Annotated in this window: 13 protein-coding genes; 2 read left to right on the top strand and 11 right to left on the bottom strand. The window is 60.8% G+C overall.

All coding sequences use genetic code 11. The annotated features are described in order from the left end of the window. Positions 1-131 precede the first annotated feature (131 nt). Both J1D76_RS00350 and J1D76_RS00345 read left to right on the top strand, forming a co-directional pair. A complete protein-coding gene (locus tag J1D76_RS00350; RefSeq protein WP_421136485.1) occupies positions 132-1,211 on the top strand; it encodes an AraC family transcriptional regulator in 1,080 nt (359 codons plus the stop codon). An 84-nt stretch (positions 1,212-1,295) separates the two neighbouring features. After that, entirely contained in the window at positions 1,296-1,946 is a 651-nt protein-coding gene (locus J1D76_RS00345; RefSeq protein WP_421136484.1) for a glycosyltransferase, read from the top strand. Here J1D76_RS00345 and J1D76_RS00340 read toward each other — a convergent pair. From J1D76_RS00340 to J1D76_RS00290, 11 genes are all read right to left on the bottom strand, one after another. After that, positions 1,935-2,546, bottom strand: a complete 612-nt coding sequence (locus J1D76_RS00340; protein WP_421136483.1) for an SAM-dependent methyltransferase — start codon at positions 2,544-2,546, stop codon at positions 1,935-1,937. The genes J1D76_RS00345 and J1D76_RS00340 overlap by 12 nt on opposite strands. Continuing rightward, positions 2,543-3,304, bottom strand: coding sequence for a PIG-L deacetylase family protein (locus tag J1D76_RS00335; RefSeq protein WP_421136482.1), 762 nt, complete (start codon positions 3,302-3,304; stop codon positions 2,543-2,545). Before J1D76_RS00335 ends, J1D76_RS00340 begins: the two co-directional genes overlap by 4 nt. A gap of 8 nt (positions 3,305-3,312) precedes the next feature. After that, positions 3,313-4,341 (bottom strand): acyl-CoA dehydrogenase, encoded by a 1,029-nt coding sequence (locus J1D76_RS00330; protein WP_421136481.1) that lies wholly within the window; start codon positions 4,339-4,341, stop codon positions 3,313-3,315. Between the two features lie 171 nt (positions 4,342-4,512). Then, a complete protein-coding gene (locus tag J1D76_RS00325; protein ID WP_421136480.1) occupies positions 4,513-4,728 on the bottom strand; it encodes a hypothetical protein in 216 nt (71 codons plus the stop codon). Between the two features lie 107 nt (positions 4,729-4,835). Further along, the gene (locus tag J1D76_RS00320) at positions 4,836-6,479 is read right to left on the bottom strand and encodes an arylsulfatase (protein WP_421136479.1); all 1,644 of its coding nucleotides are present in this window, start codon (positions 6,477-6,479) and stop codon (positions 4,836-4,838) included. Between the two features lie 59 nt (positions 6,480-6,538). Next, entirely contained in the window at positions 6,539-7,333 is a 795-nt protein-coding gene (locus J1D76_RS00315; RefSeq protein WP_421136478.1) for a cyclase family protein, read from the bottom strand. Further along, a complete protein-coding gene (locus tag J1D76_RS00310; protein WP_421136477.1) occupies positions 7,311-8,315 on the bottom strand; it encodes an NAD-dependent epimerase/dehydratase family protein in 1,005 nt (334 codons plus the stop codon). The genes J1D76_RS00315 and J1D76_RS00310 overlap by 23 nt, the downstream gene beginning before the upstream one ends. Before the next feature lie 10 nt (positions 8,316-8,325). Further along, entirely contained in the window at positions 8,326-9,309 is a 984-nt protein-coding gene (locus tag J1D76_RS00305; RefSeq protein WP_421136476.1) for a fumarylacetoacetate hydrolase family protein, read from the bottom strand. Beyond that, a complete protein-coding gene (locus J1D76_RS00300) occupies positions 9,306-9,887 on the bottom strand; it encodes a cupin domain-containing protein (RefSeq protein WP_421136475.1) in 582 nt (193 codons plus the stop codon). The genes J1D76_RS00305 and J1D76_RS00300 overlap by 4 nt, the downstream gene beginning before the upstream one ends. Continuing rightward, positions 9,888-11,135, bottom strand: a complete 1,248-nt coding sequence (locus tag J1D76_RS00295) for an MFS transporter (RefSeq protein ID WP_421136474.1) — start codon at positions 11,133-11,135, stop codon at positions 9,888-9,890. Further along, complete coding sequence (locus tag J1D76_RS00290) at positions 11,125-13,596, bottom strand: efflux RND transporter permease subunit (RefSeq protein ID WP_421136473.1); 2,472 nt, start codon at positions 13,594-13,596, stop codon at positions 11,125-11,127. Before J1D76_RS00290 ends, J1D76_RS00295 begins: the two co-directional genes overlap by 11 nt. Positions 13,597-13,599 lie beyond the last annotated feature (3 nt).

The following is a 13,599-nucleotide window of genomic DNA, read 5'->3' as shown; positions in this document are numbered from 1 at the left end:
GCCACGCCCCGGCGCAACCTACTATGGGTCTGAGGCCCCTGTCCGGTCGATAGGGCCCGCAACATCCGCCTCGCACAACACGTCTTCGCTGAACCATCAAACGTCACCATCGGCCGAGGGAAATCCTACGTATGGCTACGCTTGTTCGTGCCACTGTTTTAACCCGCTACCTGGAAGTCACCCAACACTTGGGGTTCAATCCACACGATGTCATGGCCGCTGCCGGCCTGAGCAAGGCTCAGTTGCAAGCCCACGAATGCCTCATTCCGATTGATGCCGCCGTGCGCCTGCTTGAGGAGACGGCCGCTGCCAGTGGTTGCCCGACCGTGGGCCTGAACATGGCCGAAGCGCGTCAGCTTTCAGACTTCGGCGTGGTCAGTCTGCTGCTAAGCCAGCAACGCACGCTGCGAGACGCGATGCAGATGATGAGTCGCTACCGTCACCTGATGAATAATTCGCTGGCGATCTTCGCTGAGGAGGCCGCCAGGATGGTGATCATTCGTACCGAGATGGTCACCGAATCACCGATACCCGGCCGCCAGGCGACGGAACTGGCCATCGGGGTTATTTTCGGCCTGTGCTCGACCTTGCTGGGCTCGAACTGGCGCCCCTACAGCATCAACTTCATGCATCAGCCGCCCGATAACCTGCAGGTACACCGTCGTGTGTTCGGTTGCAACCTGGAGTTCGGCAGCGAGTTCAACGGCATCGTTTGCCCTGACACCAGTCTCGATATGATCAACCCCAACGCAGACCCGATCATGGCCGGTTATGCTCAGCGCTACCTTGACTCGCTGCAAAACCCTACGGCGACCTCGATGCTGTTCGAAGTGCGCAAGGCCATCTACCTGTTGCTGCCCATGGGCCGCGCCACCCTCGAACAGATCGCCCAATCCCAGGGCATGACCGTGCGCACCCTGCAACGTCGACTCAAGGAAGACGGGTGCGCCTTCAACGACCTGGTCAACGATGTGCGCCGCGCACTGGTATTGCGTTATCTGGAAAACCCCAACAGCTCATTGAGCGAGATTGCCGATATGTTTGGCTTCTCTATGGCGAGTTCATTTACCCGCTGGTTCATCAACCAGTTCGGCATGCCGCCAGCGGTGTGGCGTAGCGCGCAGAAACAGTCCGGTTTGCCCGTCACCGGCCGCCACCGGCCCCAGACTTTTTCGCGCACACGGCCAAAAAAACCCCAGCGCCTTGGCTGATGCAAATAGTTGCAACCAAACTTCCAGCGCTCCGGTCGACATCGATAAGCCCTGTAGTGGGTACCTCTCGATGGAGTTCGGCAAATGATCGGCGTCATTGTCCCGGTACACAATGAAGAACAAAGGCTGAAGCACTGCATCGAGTCACTGCTGGTGGCAGCCTTCCACCACGCCCTGGGCAATGAACCCGTCAGGATACTGATCGTTCTGGATGCCTGCACCGACAAGTCTGCGCACATCGCCCAGACCTACGGGGTGATGACTTTGACCTGCACCCATCGCAACGTCGGTAAAGCCCGGGCACAAGGCGCCGAACAGTTGCTGGCGGCAGATGCGCGCTGGCTGGCGTTCACCGATGCCGACAGCGTGGTTCCGGACTCATGGCTGGTCGATCAGATCAGCTTCAACGTTGATGCCGTCTGCGGGTTGGTCGAGGTCAACGACTGGTCAGAACACTCGATCAAGGTGCGCGAGCGCTATCACGCCCATTACCGCACGGTCGACGGTCACCGGCATATCCATGGCGCCAACCTGGGTGTGTCCTCGACGGCCTACCGCAAGGCGGGTGGGTTCAAGGGTTTGCCCGCTCACGAGGATGTGCAATTGGTCTCGGACCTGGAACGCAGTGGTGCGAGCATCATGTGGACCGCCGCCAACCGGGTGACGACCAGCGCACGCAAGGACAGCCGTTGCCGTGAAGGTTTTGGCGATTACCTGGCGTCGCTAGACCCGTGACGATTCGAAGGTTTCGCCAAGGTCGATGGTGGTCGGGCTACGGCACCAGTAGTCGAGCAAGAAATCCGGTTCTTCATGGCGCACCAGGCGATGCATAGGCAGCCGATCGGCGAGGGCTGCGTGCACGTCATCACCGTTCTGCGCGCACCCTTCAACCGGATGACGCCAATGGCAAGCCAGGACCGCTCCGTCGTTGCTCAAGCTGCGTAATGCCTGCTCGATGACCAGGTGCCATTCGCGCGCATCCAGAAAGTACCCCACCTCGCTCAGGACGATGAGGTCAAATGTGCCCTCGGGCCAATCCGCGGGCATGCGTGCCTGCTCGATGCGAACATGCGCCAGCCCAGCCAGTCGACGACGCGCCAGGTCGACTGCTTTGTGGTTGATGTCCTGACACAGCAGGGCATCACAGCGCTGCGCCAGCAAGGCGCTCAGTTCACCGTTGGCGCACGCCGGTTCGAATATCCGTTGGTAGCGTTGTTTGGGCAGGCAGGCCAGTGTCAGGTCGCGTTTGCGCTTTTCGTACCAGCGCGTTCGAAACGACCAGGGATCGTCGCTGGCGTCGAACATCCGCTCGAAGTAATCAGACGACAGGCTCATACAAACACCAATTCAAACGGCTGGAGCAGGCGATCGAGGTTTTCTCGGGTCAACACTGCCGGGCTCTGGTCATCCGCTGTGACCTGCGAGACATGCGCATTTACCGCGACGCGCTTGAGTGCCAAGAGCTGATCCCCGAGCAGCAACTTGCGCGCTCGATGCCAGGGTATTCTCAGGTCATTGGGTTGCGCCCAATGCCAGGCCCAGACCGGCACCTCGACAAGACAAGCCTTTTTCTGTGCAGCGGCAAACACCACCGCCCGGCCAGTGGCTTCATGATCGCAATGCCCGTCCAGTTGCCAGGTCGACACGACGCGATCGCCAGGGCGTATCAATTCCAACAGCCGCCCCACCAGCTCATCTTCCCGCCCTGCGACGGCGGTGTCAGGCAACCTCAGGCGCCGCCAGTGGGTCTCGTCGACCGCCAGCCCCAACAGAGCGAGCGCACGCGCGCTTTCCTCGGGACGCTGCTGACGAAGACGTGAGCGTGTCCAGATGCGCGACCCCGGATGACTGGCTTCACCGTCGGTAACGGCAATCATCAACACGTCCGCCTCCCTACCTTTCATGCCTGCCAGAATGCCTGCGCAACCGAGGACTTCATCATCCGGGTGAGGCGCGACGATCACCAACCGTTGCCCTGCCGGAACCAGTTCTGAATGGGTGATGGGCATCACGCCAGCCAACGAGGTGCTGGCCTGCCAGTCGGCCAGCGCAGTGCCTGGGCCCTGGATCGGGTTCTCGGCTTGAGCATTCAAGCGCCCGCTCACAACAGCCACCCACTTGAGGGTTGCGTGGCGATGAGTTCCCCCAGCGCCGCGAGATCCTTCTCGGCGTGGCTTTGCCGCAAGAACACCGGCAGGTCGGCGGCGAGCCTGGCGAAATGACTGTTGCGGCAAAACGGTGTGGCGCCCAGGGCACGCCCGACATGCGCCAACACCTCGTGTACCGCGACTTCCACTTGGGCACGAACACGCCGCACCGCAATCTCGGCCGACTGGCCTGGGTTGCAGTCGATCCAGTTCGCCGTTTCCCTAAGGCTGGCCGCCGCAGCGCCCAAGGCGACCTCGACAGCGCCGAGATGGACATCGGCATGGACGTCGTGATGGGGCTTGGTGCAGTGCTCACGCAGGTAGTGCGCAAGCCCACAGGCTGCACCGTACCAACAGGCAGCAATGCCCCCTCCACCCTGCCAAAAACCCGGCCGAGACAAATACTCGCCCGGCGCCCCGATACAACGTCCCACTGCACCGTCAAACATCACGTCGAGGCTGGCCGAACTGCCCATGCCGACCGCTTGCCAACCCTCGTCACTGATCCGGATGGCGGGCTGTTGCAGCTGCACCGCCACCATTTGTGGTCGTTGCTGTTCGTCCCACGCCGTCACCAACGCGCCATCGAGCAGCGCGGCACCAGAGCACCAGGCCTTGCGTCCTTGCAGGTACACCTGGTCTTGTTGGCGATCGCTAATGGTGACCCGGGCGAACGGCGGTTCAGCCGCCCAGACGCCCCAGCAACCAGACGGCGAGGCTTGACCAGGCTCAAGTTCTGCGAGGATGGCCAGCGCGTCGGTATGGCCCTCGAACAACTTGACCAACGCAAGATCACAGCCGGCGATTTTCGCCAAAGCCCGCCAACGCTCCAGGGTTCGCCCCTGCCCCGGCATTGGCAGGTTTGCCCAGCCGTTGCGGGCGAGCGCCTGCATCACTGGCTGCAAATCCGTTTCCGCTGCGCGCGCCACGGGTCGGGAAGAAAACGTCTCCAGCAGGTTTTCCAATGGTACTGAACGGCCCATGGATCACTCTCCCCGATAACATGGAAGTTACAGAGCATTCATGAGCATCTGCCGCAGAAGGGAGTTTTCAACGTGCGACGAGATGCCCCTGATGTTCAGAGGCACCTCGCTGACAGGAGTTCATAGATTCGAGCGGGGGCAATTATCGGCGCAGACGCGCAATGCGCTCGCTCACGCAAGCTTGATGGCGTTGCTCTGGATATCGTCGCGGGCCATGCGCAAATCGTGGGCGTCCTGGTTAAGCCGATGAATCAGGTTGAGCAAGCGTTGACGCAACACCTCGTCTTCAAGCTTTTCCGTTGCCCGCATTACATCCAGCGCGGCGGCCTCGTTGTTGGCGGCAACCGAGTCGAGCAATTTGCGCAGGCTTCTTGATGGGCGATTCATTCCAGTCACTCTCGTTTTTTCAGTGAGGCGAATGCTAAAGCCGCAATGTTGCGCCGTTATTTCAGCGGCAGGCTGGCGATTGCCGAACAGTCCCCATGTCCAATGGCCTATTGATTAGCGAATACCACGCCAACCTGCCCGGCGTATTTAAGCCACGCGTCCTTGAGCCGTTTGACCGTTTCAGGCTGGGCGGCTGCCAGGTCATTGGTTTCGCCACGGTCTTTTGCCAGGTCGAACAACTGCCACTTCGGTGGCTGGCTCGCATCGCCAAAGCCTGCTTGCGCACGCATTCCCAGCAGTTTCAGGTTGCCCTCGCGGTAATAGGCATTGCCAAACAACTCCCCACCCAGGCTGTCTTTGCTGTGGGGGCTGCCCTTGCCTGCCAGCATTGGCAACATCGATTGACCGGTGATCGGGTGTTTGTTCACCGTGTTCGGCATCGCAAGACCCGCCAATGCCAGGAAAGTAGGCGCCAGGTCATCCACTCGCGCTACACCCCGCTCCACTCCCTGACGCCCCAATGCTTTTGGCATTTTGAAGACCGCCGGCACGCTGATGCCGCCTTCGGCCGTGGTGCCCTTGAACAAGTGAAACGGCGCGGCACTGACCTCGGCCCAGCGCAGGCCATAATCGATCTGTGATCCACGTTGACCGAGGTTGGCGAAGCTGTTGTCGGTCTGCGCGCCTGGCGGATAGAACTGGGTGTGGTTTTCGCCCGCAGCGCCGTTGTCCGACATGAACACGATCAAGGTGTTGTCGTACTGGCCACTCTTGCGCAAGTAATCGAGCAACCGACCGATGTTGTGGTCGAGGTTATCGACCATCGCCGCATAAATTTCCATTTTCCGCGCTTCGACGCGCTGCTGTTCGGGGCTCAACTGTTGCCAGCCAGGCAACTTTGGGTTGACCGGCAGAGGTTCTGCCGGTGGCGCATCATCGGCCATCAGGCCGAGTTTTTTCATCCGGTCGATACGCGCCAGGCGAACGCTGTCGTAGCCTTGATCAAAACGCCCGCGGTATTTGTCCAGATAAGCCTGCGGCGCTTGCAACGGCCAGTGCGGTGAGGTGTAGGCGGCGTAGGCGAAAAACGGTTTACCGTCCTTCTTGCTGTTTTGCAGATAGCTGATCAGCTTGTCGGTGTAAAAATCCGTGGAGTAGAAATCGTCCGGCAACGTCACGGCCTCGCCGTTCTCACGGTAATGCACTTGTTCGATTTTCGCCGGGTCGACCATCGACGGCTTGAAGTGTGAAGCGCCACCTTCCAGTAGCGTGAAGGACTGTTCGAACCCCCGCTGGTCAGGCCCCTGGTCCGCCTCCAGCCCCAGATGCCACTTGCCGACCATCGACGTGGTGTAGCCGCCCGCTTTGAGCAGCTCGGCGATCGAATAGGCATGCGGGTTGAGGTAGCCCTCGTAACCCGGCTTGCCACGCTGGAACGGCTGCAAGGCCTCGGCCATGGTGCCAAGGCCGGCGAGGTGGTTATCGGTGCCCGACATCAGCATCGAGCGCGTGATCGAACAGGTAGGCGCGGCGTACATGCTGGTGAACTGCAAACCCTCGTGGGCCAGTTGGTCCAGGGTTGGCGTATCGATTTCGCCACCAAAGGCTCCCAGGTCGGAATAGCCCAGGTCATCGGCCAGAATCAACAGGATATTGGGCGGTGTCGGCTGTGTATCGGCCGCCATGGCCAGGCCACTGACCAGCGTCAGGGCCCCCATCAGCAGCAGGCGTGGCGTCCGCAAGGCAGGCATGTTTTTTCTCTTGTAGTGTTTCATCGAACACCCTCAGTGTTGAGACTGGGCCTGTCGGCTCATTCTTCGAATATCGCCACCGCGCGGACGAACCCCGCCGACGCGTGCTTGATCTTGTAGGGGAAGCAAGACACCACGAAACCATTGGCCGGCAGACTGTCCAGGTTGGCGAGTTTCTCCATCTGCCCGTAACCGATGTCGCGTCCGGCCTTGTGGCCCTCCCAAATGATCGAGGCGTCGCCGTCCGCCGCAAAACGTTCACGGGTGTATTTGAACGGTGCGTCCCAGCTCCAGGCATCGGTGCCCACGACCCGTACGCCACGCTCCAGCAGATAAAGCGTGGCCTCGCGACCGATGCCGACGCCCGCCTCCAGATAGCCCGGCTGGCCAAACAGCGCTCCCGCCCGGGTATTGATCAGCACGATATCCAGCGGTTGCAGCACATGATCGATACGCGCCAGTTGCGCCTCGATCTCGTCCGCGGTGACGACATGGCCATCGGCAAGGTGACGAAAATCAAGCTTCACCCCCGGCTGCAAACACCAATCGAGTGGCAATTCGTCGATGCCGAAGGCGGGTTTTCCGCCATCCGTGGTGGAGGCGTAATGCCAGGGCGCATCCATGTGCGTGCCGCTGTGCGTGGTGATTTGCAAGCGCTCGGCGGCCCAGGATTCGTTGCCGGGCAACTGGTCGAGCTGCAACCCGGGAAACATCGCGGCCATTTCCGGCCATCCCTGTTGATGGTCCATGTAATCGATCTTCGGCAACAACGGCGGTGGGTCCGTGTAGGGGTTGTTTTCGAGGGTCACTGAGAGGTCGACCAGGCGACGTTTACGCTTGATGGGTTGCGACATGAGCTGTTTCTCCGGATAACGACAAAGGCCTGGACACGGTTGGATTCAGCGCATTGCGGATCATTGCGCCGGCATTGCCGTCATGACTGAAACCGGCCGCACGAGCCTGGGGGGTTTTCAAGGGGGGCAGTCGCCCGAACAACGCTTCCAGTTCGGCGTCTGCGGCATACGTGATGAGGCTGCGTCGCTCCTGTCCATAGCTCGCCGCCAGCGCATCGACCACCTGCGCAATGGACAGGTGCAATACCGGTAATTGCCACACGCGTGGGTGCCCGGTCTCATCGCAAACGAGTTCGGCCGCGTGAATCAGGTTGTTCACGCAGCAACGTGCCGACATCCACCAGGCCGTCGCGTCGGGAGAAACCGGGCAGCAGTAGGCCTCTCCAGCCGCATAGGCCCGCAGCAGATCACTCATGAAAGCCGACCGCAGGCCGTTCGGTTCCCGTGGTCGGGCGACAATGCCGGGCAACCGCACCACACGACCGTCGACCTCACCGCGCCGGACCAAGTCGTTGACCGCGTTTTCCAGCATTGCCTTGTGGGTTCCATACGACAGCTCGGGGCGAACCTCGGCACATTCCTTCATGCGCGCCGGCAGGTGGCTGCCGTAGACCGCCACACTGCTGGCGTACACCAGCACAGGTGGACGGGCCTTGTTGCGCAGCTGGTTAAGCAGCTCCAAGCCTGCCAGCAAGTTGACCTGATAGCCCAGCTCGTAATTGTCTTCTGCGGCGCCGCCCGGGACGCTAACCAAATGGAACACCACGTCGATCCCGTCAGCCAGGACCCGGCGCATAAGGGCGATATCGGTCACGCTGCCAGCATGGCGACGAAGTCGTGGATCATCGGGCAAGTCATGCAGCTCTCTGTCGAGTACGAGCATGGAAGTGATCGGCTGGCCGCGCACGCTGCCACGTGCGAGCAAGCTGCGCACCAGGTCACGCCCCACAAACCCGTTGGCGCCGGTAATCAGCACACGCATATGCCGCTCCTTAGCCCTGGGCCTGAACCACACGTTGGTCGATCGCACCGAACAACGACTGGCCGTCATGGCCGAAAACGTCCATGTGCACCTGATCGCCAAAGCGCATGTAGTCGGTTTTCGCGGCACCCTGCTCAATCATCTCGATGGCCCGACGCTCCGCAATGCAGGCTGACCCGGCGCTACGCTCGGCGTTCGAGACCGTACCGGAACCGATCAGCGTGCCGGCACGCAGCCTGCGAGTCAGCGCGGCGTGGGCAATCAGCTGGCCAAATCCGAAGCTCATTTGCGAGCCGTGTGGATGGCCAAACCATTGGCCATTCCAATGCACCTGCAACGGCAGGTGGACGCGACCGTCGAGCCAGGCATCGCCCAGTTCATCGGGGGTAATCGCTGCCGGAGCGAAGCTGGATGAAGGCTTGGCTTGCAAAAAGCCGAACCCGGTCTTCATCTCCCGCGGGGCCAGGGCGCGAAGGCTGACGTCGTTGATTTGCAGAATCAGCTTGATGTGCTGCAACGCCTGATCGGCGCTACATCCCATCGGCACATCGTCGACCAGTACAACGAACTCCCCTTCAAAGTCGATGCCCTGGTGTTCGCTGGGCAGCGGGATGTCGTCGTGTGCGCCAAGGAAGTCGTCGCCCGCCCCTTGGTACATCAGGGGGGTGTGATCCACGCCTTCTATCGGGTCCAGGTTGAAGGCTTTTTGCATCAGCGCGCCATGGCTCAGGAACGCCGAGCCATCGCACCACTGGTAAGCACGCGGTAGCGGCGCCATCGCCTGCGCGGGATCAAAGACAAAAGCATCGTTCGCCTCGCCCGCATTCAGCGACTTCGACAGCGCCTGAAGTTCCGGTTCGACGCGGCACCAGTTTTCAACGGCCTCTTGCAGCGTGAGCGCAACGCTGCTGGCATCCAGCGCCCACTTCAAATCCCGAGAGAGGATGACGAGCTGGCCGTCGCGGCGAGCGTTTTTCAGTGTGGCGAGTTTCATGCGGGCACTCCTTGACCATTGTTCAGTTCGTCGGCGAAGCGCCCGTCGAGCAGGATAAACACCATGCGTGCCATGGCTTCGGTACGGTTGCTCCAGGCGTGGTTGGTGCCGCGTTGCACCACCACATCGCCGCGACGCAAATGGACTTCCTCTTCGTCCAGTACCAGCCACACTTCGCCCTCGGTGACGATCCCGTAATCGAGGGTTTCGGTTCGATGCATCAGCTTGTGCCTGGCGTTGGCCTGGCCCGTTCCGGCGTGAGACTCGCCGATCTCGGCAAACACCGCTGCGGCGTTTTCATCGCTGACGGTGTTCTGGACGCTGTCCGGTGGGATATCCACCACGCGGATCACGCTGCCTTGCGGCTTGGGACTCAATTGCAGCGGCTGATCACTCGGGTCAGCACCGTTGTCCAGCGGCGCAGGACTGGCGCTGCTGTTCCACAGTTCATAAAACACCGTGCCCGGCACCGCCAACAGGGGAAACACGTTGGGGGTCGGCCCGCAACTGGCGATGACGGCCTGGCCTTGGGCGTCGTGGCCGGTGACCACTCTTTTGAATTCAGGGAGTGCGTGCATTTAAAGTTCTCGCTTGATGGTCATTGGCGACTGGGCCACAAGGCCCCCAAGCCTGGGCACCGACAGGCAAAACATCGCCACCAGGCATTGCAGGCCACCGAGTACGGCCAATGCCGTGGGCAGCGCCGAGACGACACCGTGGGTCATACCGAGGACGACCAGGGGGCTGATGAATTCGCCGGCGAAGATGGCGGCGGTAAAACACCCTGCCGCCCGCCCGCGTTGATGGAAATTGACTTGCGCCATGATCCAGGTGATCAACGTGGGCAGCATCAAGCCGATGCCCAGCCCATTGATCATCACGGCCATCACCACCTGAGCATGACTCCCGGCGGTGGACATCAGTAAAGTGCCGATGCCCGCCATCACATAGGCGATCAGCAGCAGGTGTTGTGCGCGCAATGCGCTCAACAGACGAAAACTCAGCGCACCGACCAGGACCCCCAATTGATTGGCGCCCATGGTCATGCCGATTTGCTGCGGGGCGTCGACCTGCAGCAGATTGAGCAGATAGCCTGCCTGCACCGGCACAATGAATAGACTCAAGCCTGCCAGCAGCGCCAGCACATACATGGGCGTCAGTGCGCGCCAGGGAAATACGCCGTTGGAAGCAGACGCTATTGGCGACTCGGCCTGGGCTCGGGCTTGCGGTTCCCACAGTTTCCAGGCCATCAGCGGCAGGAAGATCAACCCCACCGCATACAACGCAAAGGGTGTGCGCCAATCGTTTTGCCCCAGAAACCCACCCACCGCGATAAACACCGCCGCAGAGAGCGAGGTCGCCACCATCTGCAAGGCGAACAAGCGCTCACGTCGGGCACCGCTGTAGTAGTCGCCCATCAGAGTGGTGCAGCAGGTCATGATGCCCGCCTCGGCCAGGCCAATGCCGGCGCGACTGAGGACAATCGCCTGAAGCGATTCGAGCCACAGCGGCAGCACACCGCAGAGCACGTACAAGCCCATGCTTGCCAGCAATAGCGGTTTACGTCCCAGGCGATCAGCGATCATCCCGGCGAAAGGTGCCAACAGGGCAATCACCAATGCCGGCAAGGTCAGCACGATCGGGACTAGCACGGCGCTGCCAGCAACATCGGCGAAATGCGCCTGCATACGGGGCAAGACCGGCGCCAGCAAAACAGCGCCCAGAACGGGCAAGCAGCTGCCGAGCAACAAGAGCAATGACTGCGCCAACCCTGCTTGACGACGCTCCGAAGACGCCTCGTTTTGAACACAAGGCTCAGAAACCATGGCAGCTCTCCTTGGTACGCAATTGATTGACGTCTGCCTGGGCAACGGCAGGCAACACCCCCTTGACCGCACTCATCGCGTGAGCGTTATCGAGCGCTGCACGGCGAGCGGGCAGCAGGAAGTACGCCAGCGCCGGCAGCAACAGCAAGGCGCCGACCATGTTCCAGACGAACATGAAGGCCAGGAGCACGCCCATGTCGGCCTGAAATTTGATCGGCGAAAAAATCCAGGTGGCCACGCCAATCGCCAGGGTAATGCCCGTCAACATCACCACTTTTCCGGTGGACACCAGTGCCCGGTAATAGGCTTCGGACAGGCTCGCACCCTGGCGCAAATGGCCGAGCAGAATGCTCATCACGTACAGCGCATAGTCGACACCGATGCCCACGCCCAAGGCGATCACCGGCAAGGTCGCAACCTTCACGCCTATGTTCAGCCAAACCATCAGCGCTTCACACAGGATCGAGGTGAGCATCAGCGGTATCACGGCGCACAGCGTTGCACGCCAGGAACGGAAGGTGATCAGGCACAGCACAATCACCGCGCCATAGACCCAGAACAGCATTTCGCGGTTGGCCTGCTTCACCACGATATTGGTCGCCGCCTCGATGCCAGCGTTGCCAGCGGCCAGCAAAAACTGCACGTCGTCGGTGTTGTTCGCGGCGGCAAAGGTCTCCACGTGCTCGACCAGGCGGCTGAGCGTCTCGGCTTTATGGTCCGTGAGATAGGCATACAGCGTCAGCAGGCTGCAGTCTTCGTTGTACAAGCCACGCGGTGCACTGGCGGTGATCATGTTGAGCATCGCCTGGTTGTTCTGCAGTTCGTACCACTTGGGGCTGCCTTCACTGAGCCCGACCAGCATGCGCCGGTTGAGCAATGCCAGTGAGTTGGTCGAGTCCACCCCCGGCAATGCACGCAGTTGCCAGTCCAGGGTGTCGACTTTGGCCAGGATGTCGTAGCGCGCGCACTGGCCCGCCGGGGTTTTCACCATGACCGCAAACAGGTCGCTGCTGGCGCCGTAGTGCCGGGTGAGAAACGCGTCGTCCTGGTTGTAACGTGAGTCCGCTCGCAATTCCGGCGCACCGGCGTCGAGGTCGCCAATTTTCAGGTGCAGGCTGACAACAAAACCGATCGCGGCCAACGCGATACTGAGGACGATGCACAGGCCGGCCCAACGACGCTGGGTGAACAGATCCAGGAAGCGCCAGAACACATGGCGGCGCAAGCCGTCCTGCTCGGCACGCTCGCTTTTGAGGCTTAACAGTGCGGCACTCGGCGTTACGCCTACATACGACAGCAGCACCGGCAGCAAAATCAGGTTGGTGAAAATCAGCACGGCCACACCGATACTGGCGATCACCGCGAGGTCCTGGATGACCTGGATCTTGATCAGCATCAGCACCGCAAAACCCACGGCATCACACAGCAGCGCCGTCAGCCCGGCGAGAAACAAGCGTCGAAAGGTGAACCGTGCCGCCACCACCCGGTGCATCCCACGGCCGATGTCCTGCATGATCCCGTTCATCTTTTGCGCGCCATGGCTCATGCCGATGGCGAACACCAGAAACGGCACCAGTACCGAATACGGGTCCAACTGGTAGTTCAGCAACGGCAGCAAACCGAGTTGCCAGACCACCGCCACCAGTGAGCAAAACACCACCAGCAAAGTACTGCGCAAGCAACGGGTGTAGCCGTACAGCACGGCTGTGGTGATCAGGATCGCCACGGCAAAGAACAGCAGGATCTGTTTCAAACCAGCGATCAGGTCGCCGACCTTTTTCGCGAAACCTGTGATGTGAATATCGATCTTGTCGTTTTGGTAGGTGCTGCGCAGCGCCTCCAGCTGATCGGACAAGGTCGAGTAATTCAGCGGTTTGCCGTCAGCCGTGTTGGCCAGCAGCGGTACATAAATGATGCTCGACGTCTGGTCCAGGGCGACCAGTTGCCCTAGTTCATTGGAGCGCTGCACATTGCGCCGCAGCTCTTCGAGGCTGGCCTTGCTGCCGTTGTAATCATCGGGTATCACCGGGCCGCCATCCAGGCCGTCCTCGGTCACTGCGACCCAGCGGGTGGCCGGCGTCCACAAAGACTTCATGTAGGCACGGTCAACACCCGGCAACAGATAGAGTTGATCACTCAAGGCTTGCAGGGTTTTCAGGTACTCGACGTCATAGATATCGCCTTGCCGGTTGGCCACGACAATGCGCAGGGCATTGCCCAACCCCGTGAGCTGCTTCTGGTGCTCGAGGTAATTGGCGATGTAGGGCTGTTGGGTCGGGATCATCTTTTCGAAGCTGGCATTGAGCTCGATCCGGGTCGCCTGATACCCCAACACCAACGTCGTCAGCACACACACCCACAGCACCCACAGACGATGGTTGAACAGTGCACGCTCCACCACCGAACCGGAGCGCGGATCGAATTTCGCGAGGTTTTCCCTGGCGTTGTCGAAAGACTTCATAAC

Source organism: Pseudomonas sp. NFX15 (genome assembly GCF_049132105.1).
Classification (GTDB): Bacteria; Pseudomonadota; Gammaproteobacteria; order Pseudomonadales; family Pseudomonadaceae; genus Aquipseudomonas.
Note: the sequence above shows the minus strand (reverse complement) of the source record. Positions and strands in the feature narration are given on the sequence as shown.

Bases quoted from the DNA above. Each gene is read 5' to 3' on its own strand.
- J1D76_RS00350 (WP_421136485.1), top strand. From the start codon at position 132: ATGGCTACGCTTGTTCGTGCCACTGTTTTAACCCGCTACCTGGAAGTC.
- J1D76_RS00345 (WP_421136484.1), top strand. From the start codon at position 1,296: ATGATCGGCGTCATTGTCCCGGTACACAATGAAGAACAAAGGCTGAAG.
- J1D76_RS00340 (WP_421136483.1), bottom strand. From the start codon at position 2,546: ATGAGCCTGTCGTCTGATTACTTCGAGCGGATGTTCGACGCCAGCGAC.
- J1D76_RS00330 (WP_421136481.1), bottom strand. From the start codon at position 4,341: ATGGGCCGTTCAGTACCATTGGAAAACCTGCTGGAGACGTTTTCTTCC.
- J1D76_RS00325 (WP_421136480.1), bottom strand. From the start codon at position 4,728: ATGAATCGCCCATCAAGAAGCCTGCGCAAATTGCTCGACTCGGTTGCC.
- J1D76_RS00320 (WP_421136479.1), bottom strand. From the start codon at position 6,479: ATGCCTGCCTTGCGGACGCCACGCCTGCTGCTGATGGGGGCCCTGACG.
- J1D76_RS00315 (WP_421136478.1), bottom strand. From the start codon at position 7,333: ATGTCGCAACCCATCAAGCGTAAACGTCGCCTGGTCGACCTCTCAGTG.
- J1D76_RS00310 (WP_421136477.1), bottom strand. From the start codon at position 8,315: ATGCGTGTGCTGATTACCGGCGCCAACGGGTTTGTGGGGCGTGACCTG.
- J1D76_RS00305 (WP_421136476.1), bottom strand. From the start codon at position 9,309: ATGAAACTCGCCACACTGAAAAACGCTCGCCGCGACGGCCAGCTCGTC.
- J1D76_RS00300 (WP_421136475.1), bottom strand. From the start codon at position 9,887: ATGCACGCACTCCCTGAATTCAAAAGAGTGGTCACCGGCCACGACGCC.
- J1D76_RS00295 (WP_421136474.1), bottom strand. From the start codon at position 11,135: ATGGTTTCTGAGCCTTGTGTTCAAAACGAGGCGTCTTCGGAGCGTCGT.
- J1D76_RS00290 (WP_421136473.1), bottom strand. From the start codon at position 13,596: ATGAAGTCTTTCGACAACGCCAGGGAAAACCTCGCGAAATTCGATCCG.